Genomic DNA, 22,065 nt, shown 5'->3' with positions numbered 1-22,065 from the left:
GTCCAATTAAATCCTAATTTAATTGGACTTCAAAGGGATATGGTGTTGCGCCTCTTCTTTTTTTCATTGAAAAATCAATAAGTTATAACATAAATTATATACAGATGAAAGCGTGTTTTATGGGCTTAGGCTACATAGGGCTTCCGACTGCAATCATTGCGGCAAAGCAAGGTATTGACGTTGTCGGTGTAGATATAAATCCTCAGGTAGTAGAACTGACAAACCAGGGAAAACTGCATATTGTCGAACCGGGGCTGGAAGATTGTCTGCAGGAAGTAGTTAGAAACAATAAACTGCATGCTTCTACACAGCCGGAAACCAGTGAGGCTTATTTCATTGTCGTACCGACTCCTTTTAAGGGAGACTATCAACCGGACATTGCCTATGTTGAAGCGGCTACCCGGAGTGTGATTCCTTATTTGAAAGAGGGGGATTTGTTTGTCATAGAGTCTACCTCTCCGGTGGGAACAACCGAAATGATGACCGAAATTATATTCGATGAACGTCCCGAGTTAAAAGATAAAATTTACATTGCTTATTGTCCGGAACGGGTGTTGCCGGGAAATGTTATTTACGAGTTGAGGAATAATGACCGGGTAATTGGGGGTATCAATCCGGAATCAACCGAGAAGGCGGTCTGTTTCTACAGCCAGTTTGTGCAGGGCACTTTACACCGGACGAATGCGAAAACGGCAGAAATGTGTAAACTGACGGAAAATTCTTCCCGTGATGTTCAGATTGCTTTTGCCAATGAATTGTCACTTATTTGCGACAAAGCCGGAATCAATGTCTGGGAATTAATCGATCTGGCCAATAAACATCCCCGTGTAAATATTCTTCAGCCTGGTTGTGGTGTCGGGGGACATTGCATAGCTGTTGACCCGTATTTCATTATTGCAGATTTTCCGATGGAATCGCAGGTTATTTCAAAAGCCAGGGAAGTCAACAATTACAAAGCTTTCTGGTGTGCGGAAAAAGTAAAAAATGCTATGCTTCAATTTGAACTGGAACACCATCGGAAACCGGTGCTTGCCATGATGGGCCTTGCCTTTAAACCGGATATCGATGATTTGCGGGAAGCTCCGGCCAAACATATTACGACGGAGGTGATGCAAAGTTGTAATAATGCTGATATTCTTGTGGTTGAACCTAACATTGCGGACCATAAAGTCTTTAAACTGACGCCTTATGCCGAAGCTTACGAGAAAGCCGATATCGTAGTCTTCCTCGTAGCACATAAGGAGTTCAAAACTTTACCTTTCCGCGACGATAAAGTAATTCTGGATTTTTGCGGGATTTATAAAAAGAATTGATTCTCTTTTGTTTACAATGTCTTGTTAATTCAAACATTCTTTCCCGTCACTTCCTGAGTTTTGCTCCGGAACGGTCGAGAGACAGATAAAGAATAGACAGGTCTTTTTCGAATTTTGTAGATTATCTCAAAATAATGATTGTTTTCAGGATATATTTGTACTTTTAAAACGTGAGTGAGTGCGGATTATTCTTTGTTAATTACAATCAAAATAATATTATTCCATGAGATACCTATTGCTGACTGTTTTCTTTCTTGTATCATTCGTTGTTATTGCTTGTGGGCAGATTGTATTTCCTTCCCCGAATCAGGTGAAAATACAAAAAGGCAATTTGAACATAGGAAAAAATGTTTCTATATACGCAGAAGACACTACAACTTTCTATTTAAGTTTTTTTCGTACGGAAGTACTCCGTAATATTCCCGTCAAATGGACGAAAAAAGCATCCAAAGCTGAGATTTACTGGGTGACCGATTCCTCATTGTCTTCGGAAGCTTATAAAATAAGTATAAATCCGCGACAAATGGTGATCGCCGCTTCCGGGAAAGAAGGATTTACTCATGCCGTACAGACCTTACGCCAATGGGTGGCTGATTCAGCAGGGAACCTTATTTTTGCTTCTGTTGTTATTTCCGATTCCCCCCGTGTGCCATGGCGTTGTTTTCTGCTGGATTCCGGACGGCAATACCAGAAAATAGCCACTATCAAAAAATACATTGATATGGCTTCATTACTTAAAATGAATTATTTTCATTGGCATTTGACCGAAGGATTAGGCTGGCGGATCGAAATCAAACGGTATCCGCGTCTCGCACAGATAGGGGGAACAGTAGGAAAAGGTGAAGAACAACAGGGATTTTATACACAGGCAGAAATACGGGAAATTGTTGAATATGCTGCTCAGCGGAACATTACTGTTGTGCCTGAGATAGATATGCCGGGACATGCTGAAGCTGCACTCTCCGCTTATCCGGAACTCAGTTGCTTTGGCCTGCCTGTTGAAGTACCGGAATACGGATTTACCCCTAATATATTTTGTGCGGGCAAAGAAGAAGTTTTGCATTTTTTGAAAAATGTGTTGGACGAAGTATGTACTCTTTTCCCTTCCCCTTATATCCATCTGGGAGGTGACGAAGCACCGAAAGATAACTGGAACAAGTGTCCGGATTGTCAACAGAGGATTACTGCAATGAATTTGAAAAACAGTCACGACCTGCAATTATGGTTCTCGGCACAGATGGCCGCTTACCTGAAATTGAAGGGGCGTCAGGCCATATTTTGGGGCGATGTGGTCTATCATGACGGGTATCCGCTACCGGATAATACAGTAATTCAGTGGTGGAACTTCCGGGGCCATAAAGACCTGGCACTTCGGAATGCACTCAGGTTACGGTATCCGGTCATTTGCAGTTCCAATTATTATACATATCTGAATTTTCCGCTTATTCCTTGGAAAGGATATGCGAAAGAGCGTACTTTTGACCTGAAAGATGTATATTACAATAATCCTTCAGACAAAGTAATCGATGAAAAGAATCCCCTGGTTCTCGGTATGACTTGTGCGTTGTGGACCGATGACGGAGTTACAGAACGGATGATAGACCGGCGTTTGTTCCCCCGTATTCTTGCATTGGCAGAACAAATGTGGCATCAGGGGGAGGTGCTTGACTTTACCCGGTTTTATCAGAATATCCTTCAACGGGAACAATGGTTCGGGCAAATGGGATTCGAATTCGGACCAGCCTTGAAGAGCGGGGTAAAGGAAGATTATAAATGGGATTAAAAAAGAACTGATTTTCCAATGAAAAAGATTATGCTGGCTTTCGGGACTCGTCCTGAAGCCATAAAAATGGCTCCTCTGGTAAAAGAATTTCAAAAATATCCGGAAGAGTTCCAAACCATAGTATGTGTTACGGGCCAGCATCGCGAAATGCTGGATCAGGTACTTCATATCTTCGATATCCGGCCGGATTATGATTTGAATATCATGAAGCAGGGACAGGATCTCTATGATGTTACTGCAAGGGTCCTGACGGGTATGCGGGAAGTCCTGAAAGAAACCCATCCGGATGTCGTACTGGTGCACGGAGATACGACGACATCAACGGCTGCCGCTTTAGCGGCTTTTTATCAACAAATAGCGGTGGGGCATGTCGAAGCCGGATTGCGTACTCATGATATTTACAGCCCCTGGCCGGAGGAGATGAACCGGCAGATTACTGCACGGATAGCGGCTTATCATTTTGCACCGACTTTATTAAGCCGGCAAAATCTGTTGCAGGAAAACATCGCTGACGAGAAAATCATTGTTACCGGAAATACCGTAATCGATGCCCTTTATTGGGTTGTTCGGAAAATCAAAGAAAACAAATCGCTTGCCCGGGAATTGGAGGACATCCTTGCGAAGGCCGGTTATGCCGTTAGCCGCCTGGGGCAGGGTAGAAAACTTGTCCTTATCACCGGACATCGCCGTGAAAACTTTGGGGATGGTTTTATTTCCATGTGTCAGGCCATAAAATCACTTACGGAAAAATATCCGGAAGTGGATTTCGTTTACCCCATGCACTTGAATCCTAATGTCCGGCAACCGATTACCGAAATCTTCGGATCATCCTCATTATCGAATATATTTTTTATTGAACCCCTGGAATACCTCTCTTTTGTATACCTCATGGAAAAGAGCACTATTGTCCTGACAGATAGCGGTGGGATTCAGGAAGAAGCTCCCGGTTTGGGTAAACCCGTTCTGGTCATGAGGAATACCACCGAGCGGCCGGAAGCGCTGGAAGCCGGTACCGTAAAATTAGTCGGAACCGATTACGGCAAAATCAGGGAAGAAGTGTCTGCCTTATTGGATAACAGCGAATATTACAATCAGATGAGTCTGGCTGTCAATCCCTATGGGGATGGAAAAGCGTGCGAAAGGATAGTCCGGAGTCTGATAAAGATAAGATAATCCGATATTGTGGCGATGATTCATAAATTCCGGGAACTGTATTCCAATCAGACCTCAGAAGTAAAAGGATTAGCTAAAGACATTTTTTGGTCGGTTTTTGGTTCGGTTTCCTCTAAAGTCCTGAATTTTATAGCTTGGATTCTGATTGCAAGAATCCTGGGTAAAGACGGATACGGGGAATATGGGCTTATCCGGAACACTGTCATGATGTTTTCTGCTTTTGCCAGCTTCGGCCTGGGGATTACAGGAACAAAATTTATTGCCCAATACCTTGAATCGGATTCCTTGAAAGCAAGCAGAATAGCTTCGCTAACGATGTCTTTTGCTGCTTTTATGGGAATAATCGTGACCATTGTATCTTTTACGTTTTCGGACCTGATTGCAGACAAAACCCTGAAATCCCCTTATCTGGTCAACGATTTCCGGATTGCCTCGTTTATATTGCTGATGAGTGCTTTAAACGGTGCACAAACCGGTATATTGTTCGGACTTAAACAATTCAAAACAGATGCGAAAATTAATATCATAAATGCATTGATTTCTTTTCCGGTATTTGTTACCGGAGCATACTTTTATGGGGTAAGAGGCAGTATAATAGCTTATACCATTACCAATTTCACCCTTTGCGTCCAATACCAAATGGCCATAAAGTCTTTGGTTCAAAGAAAAGTGATTTCCCTGAATCTGAGAGAAGGGTTAAAAGAATGGCGTTTACTCTATATATTTAGTCTGCCGGCTGCTTTATCCGGATTGATTATCATGCCGGTAAAATGGTGCTCGGACGTTATGTTGGTAAATACTGCCGGTTTTTCTGCGATGGGAATTTATTCGGCAGCCTTGATTGTCAATACCATAGTGGTAGTTGCAGCCAATACACTAAACGCGCCTTTCATTGCTTTTATGTCGAACAGCAAGACTCATGACAATCTTATTGAAAAATTGAATGTGTTAATGCCCTGGTTTCTGGGAGTCATGATTGGATTGCCGTTTCTATGCTTCCCGGAAATTGGGAGTTATCTTTTTGGCAAAGAATACGAGGGAGAAATATTTGACAGAACGCTTGTCTTTGTCATATTGTTTATGGTGATTATCATGTATAAACAAGGAATGAGCAGAATCTTTGTTACGCAAAATATGCAGTGGGTCAATTTATTGGACAATGTGCTTTGGGGCGTTTTTCTGTTAAGCAGTTTTTATTATTTAAAATGCTATGCTTCCGTAGGGTTAGCGATTAGTTATTGCCTGGCTTATATAATGGTGACCATGGTGATGTATCCTGTATACATTAAAAAGAGATGGATGCCTTTGGAATTTGTTGTATCAAAAAACGTTCTGATTGTATGGAGTATGATAAGCGCTTTAATCGGTTTATCATTTATTTCCGTGTCTTGGATAATCAGAATTCCCATTTACCTTCTGGGCTGTTTTGTTGTTATTCTGACTTTTAAGTCCATGTTGAATTCTAATATAAAATATAACATTCTGGAAAAACATTCATCACAAGTAAAGCAAGCGGAATAAGTTATTTATAAAACATATCCCTTCCCCGAATGGCTACGATCTTTCAGTTTATCAATTACAAGCCGGTTGTTTATTCCGGTTTTGACAAATTCAATGTACTGGTTGCCCAAAAATTGAGGTCACAGGGCCATAATCTTTTTTTTGTTTTTTTTGATACTTTGGACGAGGCTCCGGAATTAAAAGAAGCTATTGTCAGAAGCCAGGCGGACATTATCTTTTTAAAATCCGGTCAGAATATACTGGCCCGTACAATTGCAATTATAAAATTATTAAAGCAGTACAAACCCGAAATTGTTCACGTACATTTTATAAACCAGATAAAACTTCTGCTGGCTTGTCTCCGGCCTTTCTTCCGTTTTCAGCTTTTTGTCTCTTTTCATTCCAAAATTTGGGAGGGGACAATGGAGGAATATAAGACTCGAAAGGGACGTATCAGATATTTCTTTTTCAAGACCTATTTATACTTGTTGGCGGTAGCTTCTGAAAAAGTATTTTGCGTATCTGAGGCAACACAAAAACAATACAAAGCCTTTGTTGACAGGCCTAATATTGCGAATCTCCATTTGGGAATAGAACGACCGCATGGAACTTATTCCGGGGCTTGTAAAAAGTTGGGTTTTAACCCACAGGATGCGACGATAAGGATTTGTAACATTGGGGCAATCGAATACCTGAAAGGGTTGGACGTTATAGTTAAGGCCCTGAATATTTTACAAGGAATACCGGATTTACCTCCCTTTCAGTTCTGTCATATAGGAGGTTTGCGCAGCCAACCCGCAGAAACGGACCTTGCATTTCTGCAACGTATTCTTCTTTTACAAAAAGAATATCGGTTGGAACAAGTCTTTCACCTGCTTGGCAAAAGGGAGGACATTATGGAAATATTGCCCGCTTTTGATATTTATGTTCATCCTTCACGTAGTGAAGGGTTAGGCATGGCTATTATAGAAGCATGTGCTTACCGGCTTCCTGTTATATGTACGAATACCGGTGGGATGCCGGAGATTGTGGAGGGACTTGAAGATTGCTATTTGATAGAAAAAGAGGATGCGGAGCAATTGGCTGAGAAGCTGCAGAAACTTATCCGGAAGGTTTATCTTGGGAAAAATTCTTTACAGCATCCTCTTTCCTCGCATTCCGGAACTTCATATCTGTCTTATGAAGAGTGGTGGCAAAAATTTGACATCGACTTATTGACGGACAAACTTATCAATATTTATCTGAATGAAAAGACAAAAGTCCAATAAGAAAATTTTAATGATTATTCCCGGACTGAAGTTTCATATAGATGAAGGGGCGAAACATCGGTTGTATTCATTTATAGATACTTACATCGGAGCTGGTTACCAAATCACTGTGCTGTTGTTATTTTCTTACCCCAGTTTAAAATACCTGTTTAAATATAAAAACTACCTGAGGGAAGATGTCGGTTGGATATTAATGCCTTGTTTTGGATTTAGCAGAGGACTTTTTCTGAAAGCATTGACTATTTTTACAGGGCAGGTATGTTTGTTTTTTCTTAATCTATGGAATAAGTACGTTTTTATTCAGGCTGAGCATAATTATGGAGGACAAATTGCCCGTTTCAAAAGGAGGAATACTCCTCTTATTGTAGATTTTCATGGAGAGAGTGCAGACGAATATCATTTTTTACATCCGGCTCTTCCGGAGACTCATCCCAAATTGAAATCCATAAAAAATTCAACAATCCGGGCTGTTCGGTTGGCTGATTTCATTATTGTCGTTTCAGAAAATTTAAAAACAGCTCTTGAGAAAATAAGCTCGCAAAAAATAAATAATTATTTTGTCATGCCTTGCTGTGTAGATTATGAAAGATTTCAACGGCAACCACTTGCAACTCTCTCTGAAAAATATGCTGACCGGATTTTATTGGGATATTGCGGAGGTTTGCAAAAATGGCAAAATATCCATTCTATTTTACACATTGTTTCAGAACTCCGCAAAAAGGACGCGCGGATCTTCTTTTTATTGTTTACCAACTTTCCCACGGAGAGCATCAAACCGGAATTAGACAGATTGGGGGCAGGACATTATGCGGTTTACTCATTGACAGGCAGACAAATACCTGAATATCTTCCCTTGATGGATGCCGGTTTTTTAATTCGAGACCAACGGTTATTAAACCAGGTTTCTTCCCCCACTAAAATTCTGGAATATTTGGCTGCAGGAGTTCCGGTTATAGCGACGCAGTATGCCGGAGATATAAAGGAAACGGTGAAATCGGGAGAAAACGGTCTGATTTTGCCCGATGTTGAAATATCCGGCGAACAGATAGACCGTATCTTCCAATTTATTTGTAATGTAAAGAATAACCGCGCAACAATTAAAACTACTTGCCAAAATTCTGTGCAGGACAGGACATGGAGTAAATTTTCCATGCGACTGTTGAAAAAAATAGAAGAACTAATCTGATGATACCAGGTTCGGTTTACAGTACTTCCAATATCATAAACAGGATAATAGGATATACCTTTATCTATCTGCTCCTCCTGTTATTTTTTATAATCTTTTTTAATTCTTCCAAACCTACGCCAACGGAATTATTTGTTGTTCCGTTTATTTTATTCTTATTTTTTATCAGTTCCTTTGCTCTTGGTATAATCTTAAATGTCCGGTCGGGCATTGTAGTTATATTTATCTATAATGTTATCCTGTCCTTAGGGATGTATTATTTTTTTCTTCATTATACGGAAAGTCCCTATGGTTATAATCCGGTAGATGCCATTACCTATTACAATTATGCTTCTGCTCTGAAAGATATTCCTTCCCTCAGCGGGGCTGTTGCCTATTTGCAGAGCCAGGATGCCGAAATCTCAGATTATGGTTTTCCTCTTCTTTTAAGACTTGTTTTCAGATATACCTCATCAGACAATCAGGCCAGAATACTGCTTATCCTGTTAAATAGTTTATCATTTGCCCTTTGTTCAATATTTACTTATAAGTTGGGACGTTTTTTCCTTCAGAGCAAGGAGGCCAAAGTAGCCATGCTTTTATGGGGATTAAATTCTTGTGCGATATGGAGTAACAGCTGTGGAATGAAAGAATCTGTATTCATCACTCTGATCACCGCAGCCATGTATTACATGTATTGCTGGTTTTACCGGAAGAATTTTAAATATTTAATTCTGACATTTGCATTTATTTTATCTACTCTTTTTTTCAGGCATTATATAACCCTGTTTCTCCTTATTCTCCTCTTTTGTCATCCGGTATATAAAAGGCTGTCTTCCAAACTGCTTTTCCTGCTGGTAGCAGGAGTATGGGTTTTAGCTACTTTCACTTCTTATCTAATATCTACCGAATACCCTTTGTTGGCTATCATTATTCATAAGCAGGCAGAAAATCCGGAAGGCGGCGGAGGGAGTTTATTCAGGATAATCATGAATTCTTTTGCCGGTTTTGTCGGACCATATCCTAATTTTCTTTTGTCAAATACCAAAGAAGCTTTACTCTATAATCCTTATTCTCTGCTGAAAACGTTGATTTCCTTATTTGGATTGTACGGAATGTTTTATGTGATTAAAAACGGGATAACCGCATTATATCCGATTACCTTTTTTATATTTCTGAATATCATACTCGTTATCATCACTGTCTTTTCTTTTGATTACAGATTTTCTTATACGATGATTCCTTTATTCTTTATTCTATCGGTGTACGGGTATCAAAAACTACGGGAATACAAATACCGGAAACTGCTGTCATTCGTTTATACGGCTTCAATGCTTATTCTAATTCTTTTTTATAATATAAGATGAAAAAAATACTGATTGTATGCCCGGATTTAAAACGGGTTGGCGGGGTGGCTAACCATTACCTCGGGTTAAATGACTATTGGTCTCATACAATAGAATACATTTATTATGGCCGGCGAAATAGTTTGAAAATACATCCTTTCTTTTTGTTTCCATACGATTTGTTGCTATTTAGCTTCCGGATACTCTTTGGAAAATATGATTTGATAATTGTTAATCCGTCTCTCAGAAAATATCAGTTGTTCCGGGACGGATTATATTTGCTCACAGCTAAAATTTTCAGAAAAAAGGTTGTTACCTTTATACATGGATGGGATGAAAAATACATAGAAAAGCTCATTCGGAAACCTTTTTTCTTTCAAACGGTTTATGGGCACTCTGAAATAATTTATGTCCTTTGCACCGAATTCCGGCAGAAATTGATGGATTGCGGTCTAAAAGTTCCTGTATTGCTCACAACAACTAAAGTGGATGATAAACTTTTAAAAAACTTTAGTATTGACCCCTCCCCGAAATGTACAGGTAAATTGTTGTTTTTAGCAAGAATTGAGAAGAATAAGGGAATCTATTTTGCTATCGAAGTGTTTAAACGATTTAAGCAAATGTATCCGGAGGCATGCATGTATGTTGTCGGAAGCGGAAAAGAACTGAGGGCGGTTGAAACTCTCACCCGGTCTATGAATGGTATTAAACTTCTGGGAGCAAAATTCGGAGAGGAACTGGCCAATTGTTATAAAGATTCCGATATATATCTATTGCCTACGACTCACGGCGAGGGGATGCCAACCTCTGTTCTGGAAGCCATGGCTTTCGGGCTGCCGGTTATTACTCGCCCGGTGGGGGGATTGAAAGACTTTTTTGAAGATGGAAAAATGGGGTATCTGATAGAAGATTTTGATACAAATGAATATATAGAAAAAATAGTTCAACTGATGCGGAATGAAAAATTATATGAGAGTATTTCCTCTTATAATTACAATTATGCCCAGCATCGTTTTTTAGCTTCAAAAGTCGCCAGGCAATTGGAAATGGATTTTGAGAAATATATCTTTTAAAAATTTAAATTTTACTTTTAATATGGATATTCAGCCCGTATCCCTGCGGAGAATTAATGTTTATCCGTTCGCTTCGGATGAGGAACTGTTGGAATATATCGACAACAATCCCTGTATTTTGGTTGCTGTAAATGCGGAAAAGATTTTGCATGCCCCGGATAAAGTCAGGGAGATGATAAACCGTAACCTGGGTTATGCCGATGGGATAGGAGCGGTTATGGCGCTTAAAAAGAAAAAGGCAGCCGACCGGATTGCACGGATTCCCGGATGCGAACTGTGGCTGAAAATCATTAACCGTTATAAGAATGAGAGAACCTTTTATTTAGTTGGGGGCAAACAGGAGGTGATTAAGAATACGGTTGATAAATTGAACAACGAATATCCGGGGATTAAAATTGTGGGTTACCGCAACGGATATTTCTCGAAGGAGGAGAGGTCTGCTCTTGTTAAAGACATTTCAAACCGGAAGCCCGATGTTGTATTTGTTGCCATGGGCTCTCCGGTACAAGAAGAACTGATGGAGGAAATGCAACGGCAACATACAGCCATCTATCAGGGATTGGGAGGGAGTTTTGATGTTTATACCGGCAAGGTGAACCGGGCTCCCCGTTGGTGGATAGAGAACAACCTGGAATGGGCTTACCGCCTGTTCAGACAGCCTTCACGCATGAAGCGGCAAGTTCATCTCTTTCGGTTTTTATGGTTGTTGGTCAGAAACAAGATATAAATACGTAAATTTATTCATTTTACAATGAAAATTCCCCAAGTCTGTTAAGCGGTCTTGGGGATTTTTATCCCTTTCAGGGGTAGTTTTTCTGGTTGCGGAGTGCTTTTTCGGTACTCTTTTACCTTTATTTGATTTTGTCGTATCTTTGCATCCAAATCAAGTTGTGCGGAATTATGAAGATGTGTATTGCCGAAAAGCCGAGTGTTGCAAAGGAAATAGCCAATATTCTGGGGGCTACTGTCCGGAGAAATGGCTATCTCGAGGGAAACGGGTATTGTGTTACCTGGACCTTCGGGCATTTATGCACGTTGCAGGAACCGGGGGAATATATGGAGAAATGGCAAAAATGGAACCTGGGGGTGCTGCCGATGATTCCTTCCAGATTCCGCATTCGCCTGATTGAAGATGAAGGAATAAAAAAACAGTTTGCCGTTATAGAAGAGTTGGTGGGGAAGGCCGAAATGGTGATTAATTGCGGGGATGCCGGGCAAGAAGGTGAGTTGATACAACGTTGGGTGCTGACCAAGGCCAGATGCGGGGTGCCGGTCAAACGCCTGTGGATTTCTTCCTTGACGGAGGAAGCCATCCGCGAAGGATTCGATAAACTGATGGAAGCAAAGGATTTCGATACGCTCTATGCAGCCGGCTCTGCCAGGGCAATCGGAGATTGGTTGTTGGGGATGAATGCCACCCGTGCTTATACGTTGAAATACGGAACAGGGAAAAATGTCCTCTCTATCGGAAGGGTGCAGACACCAACCCTGGCCTTGGTGGTGGAACGTCAAAAAGCCATAGAAAATTTTAAACCGGAAACCTATTGGGAAATCCGTACGAACTACCGGGATGGAATTTTTTCTTCCCAAAGAGGACGTTTCAACAAAAAGGAAGAAGCAGAGGCTTTCATGGAGAAAATTACACCGTTAGAGTTGGAAATTATCAGCGTCGAACGGAAAAAAGCAATGGAACACCCGCCTAAACTTTTTGATTTGACCCTTTTACAGGTGGAATGTAACCGGAAATTTGCGTTTACTGCCGAGAATACTTTGAAAATCATTCAGTCCCTGTATGAAAAGAAACTGACTACTTATCCCAGGGTTGATACTAACTTCCTGCCCAATGACCAATATGCCAAGGTACCTAAAATCCTGAAAGGATTAAAACCTTATGAGGCGCTCACCAAACCTGTCCTGGAAGGCGGAAAAATCCGTAAATCCCCTAAAGTTTTTAATGATAAGAAAATTACGGACCACCATGCCATTATTCCTACCGGAGTGTTCAGTTATGATATGTCGCCGGAAGAAAAACGGGTGTATGATTTGGTTGTCCGGCGTTTTATTGCCGTTTTTTATCCGGACTGTGAAGTGGCGAATACCACTGTGATGGCTAAAATTGGTGATGAGGATTTTAAGGCAACGGGAAAACAAATCATTGAGCCTGCCTGGCGGGTGGTGTTCGGAACCAATACCGACAAACAGAATGAAGAGAATGTATTGCCGGTTTATGAAAAAGGAGAGCATGGCCCCCATACTCCAGAATTGCAGGAAAAGCAGACCCAGCCCCCAAAATATTATACGGAAGCCGATTTGCTGAGGGCAATGGAAACAGCAGGAAAACAAGTGGAAGATGAGGAATTGAGGGATTTAATGAAGGAGAACGGAATAGGAAGACCTTCCACCCGTGCTAATATTATTGAAACTTTATTCAAACGCCAGTATATACGGAAGGATAAAAAACGCATTCTGGCAACGGCAACCGGTATAGAATTGATAGATACTATCCAGAATGACTTGCTGAAATCGGCAGAGCTTACCGGACAATGGGAGAAAAAACTCCGCATGATAGAAGACGGCACATATCAGGTAGCCGATTTTATGGAAGAACTGAAAGTAATGGTAAACGAAATAGTCCATTACGTCAAATATTCTTCTTCCAAGACAATTACAATAGAAGAATCCGGTGAAAAGGAGAAATCCGGGAAGAAAAGCAGAACGGATGAAACCGGAATAAAGAAACCGGAGGCATCATTGAAGTGTCCCAAATGCGGGGAAGGAAATATCATTCATGGAAAAACGGCCTGGGGATGTTCCCTCTACCGGAAGTCTTGCGATTTTTTAATTCCGATGGAGATTCACGGGAAAAAACTGACTCAGAAACAAGTCGAATCTTTGGTCCTGAAAGGAAAAACAGGAACTCTTGCCGGTTTTAAGGATGAATCCGGAAATTCCTTTAGCGCGAACCTTCGCATAGGGGATAACTATCAGATTGCCGTGGATAAAATCAATCCGTCGTAACTTAGAAACTGATTTGCACTCTTCCCTGCAATAAATCAAAATCATCTTTTCCCTGAGGGGAAGAATGCCCGATCATCATGCGGGTATAATTCACTTTTGCTGCGACGTATTTATTAATGAAATAATTTACTCCCACAGAAATATCGGACAAACGTCCTCCCCGGATTCCTGCATCGTTCAGATTCATATTGTCGTAACGCAACAGGATTTCCAGGCTCCGGGGTGCAGGATTTACAATCATACCCGTCTTGGCATTGTAATTGTGTTTGGCACCCAGAACCATATAACCACATTGGGCGTACCCTCCTTTGGCTTTGTAGTTTTCAGCCGCGAAACGGTTCAGACTGGCCAGGAAATACTGGCCCTGAAAGTACCATTTGTTGTACAACAGAATAGTTTCCAAATCCAGTTTCCACTGATTAATCACCTGGGAAATGTGGGCGTCCAAAAAGGTATTGTCGGCTTTTGCCAATAAATCCGTTGGAGCTCCGGCCGAAAAAGACACTTCTTTATGGCTGCTGTTGAACCGGGGAGCCACTCCGATATGAATCAGCTTTTTGTCCTCCATCAAGGGACGCCCGACTACCTTTGCGGCCAAAGAATAGCCTTGGTTTACCGGTTTTGATTTTTGAATGTCCCCATCGCTGAATACTCCTCCGATAAAATTGAACCATTTGTGGTTATAGCTGTAACTGAATCCTAATTTACGGCTGTTGCCCAAAGCTTTGTCCGAAACAGCGTTGGTAATGAAACGATAGTTGCTTGTCCCTACCCGCGCGTTTCCGAAAGGTTCGAAATGGTAGCCTAAACGGAAAGAACTATTCTTGTATTCGTAATTCAGATAGACGTCTTTCAAAGAAATTTTACTGTCGCCGTAACCCAATTCGATTTTAGCTTCCCAGGCATCCAGGAAGTGAATGATTGTCCCTACACGGAGGTCATTTATCTGAAAACTGTTTTCCCGGGCGGTGTCTTTCAAAAAAACTCCTCCATCGAAGAATGCCCGTCCTATTAGCCGCCAGCGAAATCCATCCGGCCCTTTGCCGCCGAGTTCCTGACCGGCAGTTTCCCGCACGAAAGCCAGCAGAAACAAAAAGAGGAAAAGTTTTCTCATATGTGCCATTACTGTTCTGATATTACAAATTTAATTAAATAGTATTAACTTCGGAAAAATCTTCCGTTTTAAATTTATCGTATTTGTTTTTTGAGGTTATATTGATTTCAATGCCGTATCTGATTTATTTTGCATGAACAACGGTACGGGGCGCGGAATAGTTTCATGCATTTTCCCTTGTTTAACGGCAAAAAGAAAGTAAAGTTGTTTTAGGCAATATGAGAAAGGGAGCGTCTGATTGAGATTGTTTAGAGCAGGAAAAGAGGCCGGCCGAAATATTACTTTTCGGCCGGCCTCTTTATTGACAGGAGAAATTTTAACCGCTTCAGACTTCCGTATTGGTTTCGGATTTTTCTTCTTCCTTCCCGGTTTCGGTTTCCGTTTTACCTTTCAGATAGGTGGGCAGATTCAGTCCTGCCATGTTAAACAGGTCGTTTAACGGAGGAACGGATTTCATCATGCCTGAAATAAAGTTTGCTGTGGCAGTGTTGCCGTTGGTTGCGTTGTTGCCATCCCATACGGTTACCTTGTCTATCTTGATGTTCTTCACTGCTTCCACCTGTGTTTTTACCAGTTCCGGCAGTTTATCTGTAATCAGCATTGTCACTGCCTTGTCCGGATCGCCTGCGGCAGCTTTGACAATACGGTCATAGCCTTCGGCCTGCTTGGTCAGAACTTCGTATAAACCGCGGGCCTCTGCTTCCATCTTGGCGAAAATGGCATCGGCTTCTCCTTGGGCCTGGCGGCGCAAGCGTTCTGCTTCTGCTTCTGCTTCTATAATTGCTTTTTCTTTGGCTATTTGGGCAGGGATAACGATATTGGCCGTCTGGGTTGCTTTTTCGCGTTCGGCACGTGCAATTTCGGCCTCTTTTTCAGCCTGGTAGGCTTCCTCTAAGGCTTTGGCAGCCTGTACTTTTTCGGCCGCCGTAGCTTTCCGTCCCGCTTCTGCCTCGCGTTCACGACGGGTGGCATCGGAGTCGGCAATGTGGATTTTGGCGTTGTTTTCTCCCTCCACAGCCGAGGCATTGGCCTCGGAAGTACGGATTCGGGTGTCCCGGACAGTCTCGGCAATGCGGATGTCTTTATCCCGGTCTGCTTCTGCTTTACCGATTTCACCAAAACGGTTTTGTTCGGCAACACTTTTTTTGGCATCATTAATAGCCTTGGCTGCCGCTTCTTTTCCTAAAGCTTCAATGTAACCCGATTCGTCCCGTAAGTCGGTTACATTGACGTTGATGAGTTTCAGCCCGATTTTACGCAACTCTGCTTCTACGTTGGCACTTACATTGGCCAGGAATTTGTCCCGGTCGGAGTTGATTTCTTCTATATCCATGGTGGCAATGACTAAACGCAATTGCCCGAAAAGAATATCTTTTGCCAAATCCTGGATATTTTCCAAGCGTTGGCCTAAAAGACGTTCTGCTGCATTGGTCATGCTTTCCGGCTCGGTGGAAATACCGACAGTGAAGCGACACGGAACGTCCACCCGGATGTTTTGTTTACTTAATGCATTTGTCAGATTACATTCGATGGAAATCGGTGTGAGGTCCAGAAAGGCATAGCTTTGAAATACCGGCCAGATAAAGGCGGCTCCTCCGTGAATACACCGGGCTGAGCTTACTCCTCCGGTTTTGTTTTTTCCTGTTTTTCCGTAAACTACCAAGATTTTGTCGGACGGACAACGTTTATAACGGGATAAGATGGCTGCAAATGTGACGAAGATAACTGCAACTATCACCATGATTAAATAGAGACTTGTTTCCATTGATTTATGAATTTGGTTTAGCTTTATATTTTAGCAACAAGGAGCATATTTTCGTTTAATACGGCAACGACCTGGATGGGAGTGCCGTTAGGGAGGGTATCTCCTTCCGTTGTGGCGTCAAATTCGCGGATGGCACCCTGAATGGAAAGCTGTACCTTCCCCTCTCCCTGGCGGTGGCCCGGAATGGTAAGGTAGACGTTCCCCTTGCAGCCTACGGCACTGGCTGTTTCTATGTTGCCGGATTGCTCCATTTTACTCATCAGGAAAAAAAGGTACATGATGGCAGCAACTAAAGCCAATCCTACCAAAACGGAAAGAATAATACTGGCCACAGTACTTACTTTTCCTTCTAAGGCTATGGCAGTCCAACCGAATCCCAGAAAAAAATTAATGAAATTCCGGAATGTGAATAATTGGAATGGGAAGGTTCCCACATCTGTTGACGAATCAAATCCCCCATCGGGCACATCCAGTCCGCTGTCCGTATCCATACCCGTAAAAGTCAGTATGGTTTGAATGATAAAAATCAAACTTGCACTTAAAGTAATCATCCACAAGATTTGCATATAGAGATCCAATGAGGCCCACCATTCTTGCATAACTTTAAAAGTTTAAGTTAATACCCGTTTATTACACACTTCTACAAAGATGGGATTTTTTTTAGACATTCTATGTTAATCAAAAACTTTATTTAAATATGGACAAAGGTTTTCCGGCTTTTTCTGCTTTGTTTTTCCGAAGAGAAATTCCCGATGCAGAAAAAGGTTGAAAAAAACAGTCCAAATTTTTGGAGTTTATACTAAAATCTCTACCTTTGCACCCGAGTTCTTTGCCCAGGTGGCGGAATTGGTAGACGCGCTGGACTCAAAATCCAGTGTCCTCAACAGACGTGCGGGTTCGATTCCCGCCCTGGGTACTGGAGTGAATAAAGACGGAGATTCTCTGGATTTATTCACTTTTTTATTTTGTAACAGTTTGATTCCCAAATGTGTTAAATCCGAAACTTGGTCGTGGAAGAGGTCATTTTAAATATTCTTGTTTTTAAATCTTTTTTTTTAGTGTTTCGTATATAAAGGGTATTCTTAATGTTCAATACTTATATTTTCTGATTTTCCCCATGAACCGGATGGTTATGGGGAATTTTTGTGTAAAGGCCGATGTAGGGAGGTGAAATCGCGGACTTTGTTTATTTTTGTGGATTAATCGGAATTATTTTGGATATGAAGGTGCGTTGCTATTTATTGCTTTTGCTTGCCGGGATGTGGAGCAGTTGCAGGACAGAAAAGGATTTTGATGGAGAATTGAATCTTATTCCTCGGCCGGTGTCGGTGATGATGGAATCCGGTTTTTTCCGGTTGGATGGAGAGGTTACGGTATCGGCCGGTCCGGGGGCTGAGGAAAGCCTGATGGTATTACAGGAACTGATGAGGCAATATACCGGGAATGGCCTGAAGGAAGTGACCCGGGGACAGGTTGTTTTGACTCTCGATACGCTTGCCGGAATGGAGCGGGAAGCATATCAATTGGATATTACGCCGGAGCAGGTGAGGATTGCCGCGGGAAGTGCTGCGGGACTTTTCTATGGAATACAGACTTTCGGACAGTTATTGGGTGATGAGCGGTTTTATAATTCCGGTCGGCAGAGTTGGCGTTTACCGGCATTGCGTATTTCTGATTATCCGGCTTTTTCTTACCGGGGATTGCACCTGGATGTTTCCCGGCATTTTTTCTCAAAAGAGTTTGTGATGAAATGCCTGGATTGGATGGCGGTCTATAAGTTGAACCGTTTCCATTGGCATTTGACGGACGCTGCGGGATGGCGGGTGGAGATCAGAAAGTATCCGGAACTGACGAGACGGGCGGCCTGGCGGTCGGAATCCGGTTATATGGCCTGGTGGAAAGGGGACAGACAGTACGTGACCTGTGATTCTGCGGGTGCCTACGGGGGATATTATACCCGGGAAGAGATTCGGGAAGTGGTGGCTTATGCGGCGCGAAAGCACATTACGGTCATCCCGGAGATTGAGATGCCAGGGCATTCGGAGGAGGTTGTCAGTGTCTATCCTCATCTGGGATGTTATAACGAACCGTACCGTACCGGGGAATTTTGCATCGGCAATGAAAAGACTTTTGAATTTGTGGAGGGAGTGTTAACGGAAATAACGGATTTGTTTCCGTCGGAATATATTCATGTCGGAGGGGATGAAGCTTCGGTTGCTGCGTGGAAGAAGTGTCCGGCGTGCCAGAGAAGAATGAAACGCGAAGGCTTGAAATCGGAGAGGGAGTTGCAGGGATATATGATTCGTCGGGTAGAATGTTTTTTGAGGAAACGGGGACGTAAACTCATTGGTTGGGATGAGATTTTGGAAGGAGGAGTAGCTCCCGGGGCAACGGTTATGTCGTGGAGGGGGGAGACGGGAGGAATAAAAGCGGCCCGCATGGGACATGACGTTGTTATGACTCCGGGAGGGTATTGTTATTTCGATAGTTATCAGGCAGACCCGCGTACCGAGCCTGCTGCAATCGGCGGTTTTTTGCCTTATCTGAAAGTGTATTCTTACCATCCGGTACCGGAGGGGTTAACTCCGGAAGAAGCAAGACATATTTTGGGAGCTCAGGCTAATTTGTGGACGGAATATATTTCCGATACGGCACATGCGGAATATATGATTTTTCCCCGTTTGCTGGCCTTGGCAGAAGTGGTGTGGACACCCCAAGAACGGCGGGAGCCGGAGGATTTCAAACGGCGGATCGGAAAGCATACCGGCTGGTTGAGGCGGATGGGGGTGAATGCTTTTCCCCTCAGCAGCCGGCTGGAGGTTCGGTCTGAGGTAGATACTGCCGGAAAGAAAATGAAGGTGTGGTTTGATGCGGAGAAATACCGGCCGCAGATTCGTTATTCGGTAAACGGAGGACCCGAGTTAGTCTACCGGGAGCCGTTTTATGTGACGGATTCGGCGAAAATAGAAGCTTTTATCCTTGATTCCGGCGGAAGGAAAGGGGAAATCGCCCGGGCCCGGCTGGATTATCATAAGGCCGTAGGCCGGAAAGTGGAGTACAGGACGCGTTATAGTGGTTCGTATCCTGCTGCGGGTGGGATGACATTGACAGACGGGTATCGCGGTGGTCTGACTTATGGGGACGGACGCTGGCAGGGTTTCCTGACCCATGTGGATGTTGTTGTCGATTTGGAAGCAGTTTGTGACCTGAGTTTCGTATCGGCTGGTTTTATGCAGTTGACGGGTCCGGGGGTGTATATGCCGGAGTATGTGACTGTAAGTGTCTCGGAAGATGGCAACACTTTTCAGGAAGTGGCCCGTATAAAGAATGAGGTTTCAATCCGGGAAAAGAGATTGGTTATCCGTGATTTTACGGCGCGTTTCCGGGCGCGGGGACGTTATGTAAGGTTGTTTGCGAAGAAACATGCCGGTTTTCAGTTTTTGGATGAAATAGTGATATGGTAGTATGAAATGATAGGTTTGTCTCATATAGAGTAAGGATGAAAAATATTGTATTTGATTTGGGAGGAGTGGTTGTAGACTGGAATCCCGAACGCTTGATGCAGGAATATCCGGGAGACCCGGAGATGCCTTTGATGCTTTTTAAGAAAGGTTTTTTTACCAGCCATTGGCAGGATTTTGACCGGGGAACGGCAGATCAGCGGGAAACGGTCCGCAGGATGAGCGATTTTTCCGGCCGGCATTATGACGAGTGTTGGGATTTTATGGAATTTGTGAAACATTCTTTGCGGGATATTCCGGAAACTCAGCAGTTGATTAAAGAGTTATCTGCGAGAGGATTTCGTTTGTTCTGCCTTTCCAATATGTCGCTGGATTTTTATGATTATCTGAAGGACCGGGAGGTATTTCAGTTTTTCGAAGGACAAATTATTTCGGCTTTAGAAAAAACAATCAAACCGGAGAAAAAGATTTTTGAGATTTTGATGGAGCGTTATGGGGTGAATTCCGGAGAATCCGTTTTTATTGATGATTTGGAACAGAATATCCGGACTGCTGCGGAATTGGGCTTCCATACCGTGCATTTTGCCGATAAGGAGAAAGGAATGCGCCAATTGAGGAATTTGTTGGATTGTTAACGAAGCGGAGCCCCGTTCCGGGTCCGGCGGTAGTACCTGATGCATAATAATGCGCCTGTTAAGGTTAGCCCTACCGGGTAGCCGATCCAGATGCCGGTGATTCCTCCTTTCAGAATGAAGCCGCAGAGATAACAAACAGGCAGTGCAATGAGCAGGTAGCCGACGAAGGAAATCACTGCCATAGAGACCACGTCTCCGATGCCCCGCAGGGAGTTGGCATAGGTGATTTGCAGGGCGTCGCCGAATTGGTAGGCTACTAAGATGATTATCAGTGTTGAGACAAGATGAGTGACTTCCGGTGAAGTGGTGAAGAGATACCCGATAAAATTTTGGGAAGAGAGGAAAAGAACGGAAGCTGTCAGGGCCAACACCAGAATCAGATGAAAACCGGCTGCGGTGGTGCGGCGGACGTTGACAAGGTCTCCTTGTCCGAAAAAATGGCTTATCCGTACAGAAATGGCGGCCCCTATGCCGTAATAAATCATAAATCCCAGCGTGGAGATGGCAATCATAATCTGGTGGGCTGCCAGAGCTATACTTCCCAGCCAGCCGATCATAATACCGGTGAGCCCGAAGAGAGCCGTTTCCAGTCCCATCTGTATTCCCACCATCCATCCCATTTTGTTGAGCGAAAGAATGTCCGGAAGATTGTAGCGGCTTTTTTTATATCCGGCAAGGTAACGGCGATAGCGGACGCTCCTGTAAAAAAGTATGGCAAAGGCTGCCAGCATGACGATGCGGGCGGCTAAGGTGGAAATGCCGGCTCCCACGATTCCTAAGGCGGGCAGTCCGAATTTCCCGTAAATCAGGATATAATTTCCTGCGATGTTGAGTACATTGGCAGAGAGCATGATGTACATCGGCGTTCGGGTGTCCGTGATGCCGTCGGCAAATTGTTTGAAAGAGTTGAACAACATGACAAAGACGAGGGAAGCCAGTTGCAGTGAGAAATAAGGCCGGATTAAGGGTAAAAGTTCTTCCGGTTGTCCTAATTGGTCTATGTTCAGCCATACTACTCCCATGATAAGGGTCAGCAGTAGTCCTATGCAAAAGTTGACCAGCAGGCTGTTACGCAGTAGTTGCCCTACGTGGAATTTATCCCTTCTGCCGAAGTATTGTCCGATGAGAGGGGTCAGTCCGTAGGAGAATCCCAGCCCGAAAAGGATAGGAATATTGAAAGCACTGTTGACAAAGGAAGCAGCAGCCAGGTGCAGGGTGTCGAATTGGCCTATCATGATGTTGTCGGCAAGCCCGACGACAACAATACCTATTTGTCCGATGACAATCGGAATTCCCAGACGTATCAGAGACCGGTAATGTTCTTTGTAGGAATGGAAGTAGTTCATAGGTAAAATAGACTTTGCAAAGATATAAAATTGAAACGGTTTCGTCCCGTTTCACCTTTTTTTCTTACCTTGCAGACGTAAACAGAGGGGGAGAAAGAAGAGCGG

16 protein-coding genes and 1 tRNA gene are annotated in these 22,065 nt (G+C 43.1%); 13 read left to right on the top strand and 4 right to left on the bottom strand.

Annotation, left to right across the window (positions count from 1 at the left end; all coding sequences use genetic code 11):
* Positions 1-104 precede the first annotated feature (104 nt).
* The 10 genes from wecC to D1136_RS03470 all read left to right on the top strand — a co-directional run bounded on the left by wecC (position 105) and on the right by D1136_RS03470 (position 13,639).
* Complete coding sequence (wecC, locus tag D1136_RS03515; protein WP_161876233.1) at positions 105-1,313, top strand: UDP-N-acetyl-D-mannosamine dehydrogenase; 1,209 nt, start codon at positions 105-107, stop codon at positions 1,311-1,313.
* 223 nt (positions 1,314-1,536) lie between these two features.
* A complete protein-coding gene (locus tag D1136_RS03510; protein WP_161876232.1) occupies positions 1,537-3,096 on the top strand; it encodes a beta-N-acetylhexosaminidase in 1,560 nt (519 codons plus the stop codon).
* 18 nt (positions 3,097-3,114) lie between these two features.
* On the top strand, positions 3,115-4,269 hold the full coding sequence (gene wecB / locus D1136_RS03505) for a non-hydrolyzing UDP-N-acetylglucosamine 2-epimerase (protein WP_161876231.1): 1,155 nt from the start codon (positions 3,115-3,117) through the stop codon (positions 4,267-4,269).
* Positions 4,270-4,284: 15 nt separating this feature from the next.
* A complete protein-coding gene (locus tag D1136_RS03500; protein ID WP_161876230.1) occupies positions 4,285-5,790 on the top strand; it encodes an oligosaccharide flippase family protein in 1,506 nt (501 codons plus the stop codon).
* 29 nt (positions 5,791-5,819) lie between these two features.
* A complete protein-coding gene (locus tag D1136_RS03495; RefSeq protein ID WP_161876229.1) occupies positions 5,820-7,037 on the top strand; it encodes a glycosyltransferase family 4 protein in 1,218 nt (405 codons plus the stop codon).
* Positions 7,015-8,223, top strand: coding sequence for a glycosyltransferase family 4 protein (locus D1136_RS03490; protein ID WP_161876228.1), 1,209 nt, complete (start codon positions 7,015-7,017; stop codon positions 8,221-8,223). The genes D1136_RS03495 and D1136_RS03490 overlap by 23 nt, the downstream gene beginning before the upstream one ends.
* Before the next feature lie 251 nt (positions 8,224-8,474).
* Positions 8,475-9,569, top strand: coding sequence for a hypothetical protein (locus D1136_RS03485; RefSeq protein ID WP_161876227.1), 1,095 nt, complete (start codon positions 8,475-8,477; stop codon positions 9,567-9,569).
* On the top strand, positions 9,566-10,621 hold the full coding sequence (locus tag D1136_RS03480) for a glycosyltransferase family 4 protein (protein ID WP_161876226.1): 1,056 nt from the start codon (positions 9,566-9,568) through the stop codon (positions 10,619-10,621). Before D1136_RS03485 ends, D1136_RS03480 begins: the two co-directional genes overlap by 4 nt.
* A 28-nt stretch (positions 10,622-10,649) precedes the next feature.
* Complete coding sequence (locus D1136_RS03475; protein WP_161876257.1) at positions 10,650-11,348, top strand: WecB/TagA/CpsF family glycosyltransferase; 699 nt, start codon at positions 10,650-10,652, stop codon at positions 11,346-11,348.
* Between the two features lie 173 nt (positions 11,349-11,521).
* Entirely contained in the window at positions 11,522-13,639 is a 2,118-nt protein-coding gene (locus D1136_RS03470) for a type IA DNA topoisomerase (RefSeq protein ID WP_161876225.1), read from the top strand.
* A 1-nt stretch (position 13,640) separates the two neighbouring features.
* Here D1136_RS03470 and D1136_RS03465 read toward each other — a convergent pair whose 3' ends face one another.
* The 3 genes from D1136_RS03465 to D1136_RS03455 form a co-directional block, all read right to left on the bottom strand.
* A complete protein-coding gene (locus tag D1136_RS03465) occupies positions 13,641-14,762 on the bottom strand; it encodes an OprO/OprP family phosphate-selective porin (RefSeq protein ID WP_161876224.1) in 1,122 nt (373 codons plus the stop codon).
* 316 nt (positions 14,763-15,078) lie between these two features.
* The gene (locus tag D1136_RS03460) at positions 15,079-16,518 is read right to left on the bottom strand and encodes a flotillin family protein (RefSeq protein WP_161876223.1); all 1,440 of its coding nucleotides are present in this window, start codon (positions 16,516-16,518) and stop codon (positions 15,079-15,081) included.
* A 23-nt stretch (positions 16,519-16,541) separates the two neighbouring features.
* Complete coding sequence (locus D1136_RS03455; RefSeq protein WP_161876222.1) at positions 16,542-17,117, bottom strand: hypothetical protein; 576 nt, start codon at positions 17,115-17,117, stop codon at positions 16,542-16,544.
* 232 nt (positions 17,118-17,349) lie between these two features.
* Between D1136_RS03455 and D1136_RS03450 the strand changes: the two genes are divergently transcribed.
* From D1136_RS03450 to D1136_RS03440, 3 genes are all read left to right on the top strand, one after another.
* Positions 17,350-17,434, top strand: a tRNA-Leu gene (locus D1136_RS03450).
* Positions 17,435-17,738: 304 nt separating this feature from the next.
* On the top strand, positions 17,739-19,982 hold the full coding sequence (locus D1136_RS03445; RefSeq protein WP_161876221.1) for a family 20 glycosylhydrolase: 2,244 nt from the start codon (positions 17,739-17,741) through the stop codon (positions 19,980-19,982).
* A 35-nt stretch (positions 19,983-20,017) separates the two neighbouring features.
* Positions 20,018-20,614 (top strand): HAD family phosphatase, encoded by a 597-nt coding sequence (locus tag D1136_RS03440; protein ID WP_161876220.1) that lies wholly within the window; start codon positions 20,018-20,020, stop codon positions 20,612-20,614.
* Here D1136_RS03440 and D1136_RS03435 read toward each other — a convergent pair.
* Positions 20,611-21,960, bottom strand: a complete 1,350-nt coding sequence (locus D1136_RS03435; protein ID WP_161876219.1) for an MATE family efflux transporter — start codon at positions 21,958-21,960, stop codon at positions 20,611-20,613. The genes D1136_RS03440 and D1136_RS03435 overlap by 4 nt on opposite strands.
* Positions 21,961-22,065: the final 105 nt, after the last annotated feature.

Source organism: Odoribacter sp. Z80 (genome assembly GCF_009935865.1).
Lineage (GTDB): Bacteria > Bacteroidota > Bacteroidia > Bacteroidales > Marinifilaceae > Odoribacter.
The sequence above is the reverse complement of the archived record's forward strand: the minus strand, read 5'-3'. Positions and strand labels throughout refer to the sequence as shown.

Coding starts and splice junctions, on each gene's coding strand:
- D1136_RS03490 (WP_161876228.1), top strand. CDS start 7,015: ATGAAAAGACAAAAGTCCAATAAGAAAATTTTAATGATTATTCCCGGA.
- D1136_RS03440 (WP_161876220.1), top strand. CDS start 20,018: ATGAAAAATATTGTATTTGATTTGGGAGGAGTGGTTGTAGACTGGAAT.
- D1136_RS03465 (WP_161876224.1), bottom strand. CDS start 14,762: ATGGCACATATGAGAAAACTTTTCCTCTTTTTGTTTCTGCTGGCTTTC.
- D1136_RS03445 (WP_161876221.1), top strand. CDS start 17,739: ATGAAGGTGCGTTGCTATTTATTGCTTTTGCTTGCCGGGATGTGGAGC.
- wecC (WP_161876233.1), top strand. CDS start 105: ATGAAAGCGTGTTTTATGGGCTTAGGCTACATAGGGCTTCCGACTGCA.
- D1136_RS03495 (WP_161876229.1), top strand. CDS start 5,820: ATGGCTACGATCTTTCAGTTTATCAATTACAAGCCGGTTGTTTATTCC.
- D1136_RS03485 (WP_161876227.1), top strand. CDS start 8,475: ATGTATTATTTTTTTCTTCATTATACGGAAAGTCCCTATGGTTATAAT.
- D1136_RS03460 (WP_161876223.1), bottom strand. CDS start 16,518: ATGGAAACAAGTCTCTATTTAATCATGGTGATAGTTGCAGTTATCTTC.
- D1136_RS03480 (WP_161876226.1), top strand. CDS start 9,566: ATGAAAAAAATACTGATTGTATGCCCGGATTTAAAACGGGTTGGCGGG.
- D1136_RS03470 (WP_161876225.1), top strand. CDS start 11,522: ATGAAGATGTGTATTGCCGAAAAGCCGAGTGTTGCAAAGGAAATAGCC.
- wecB (WP_161876231.1), top strand. CDS start 3,115: ATGAAAAAGATTATGCTGGCTTTCGGGACTCGTCCTGAAGCCATAAAA.
- D1136_RS03510 (WP_161876232.1), top strand. CDS start 1,537: ATGAGATACCTATTGCTGACTGTTTTCTTTCTTGTATCATTCGTTGTT.
- D1136_RS03455 (WP_161876222.1), bottom strand. CDS start 17,117: ATGCAAGAATGGTGGGCCTCATTGGATCTCTATATGCAAATCTTGTGG.
- D1136_RS03500 (WP_161876230.1), top strand. CDS start 4,285: ATGATTCATAAATTCCGGGAACTGTATTCCAATCAGACCTCAGAAGTA.
- D1136_RS03435 (WP_161876219.1), bottom strand. CDS start 21,960: ATGAACTACTTCCATTCCTACAAAGAACATTACCGGTCTCTGATACGT.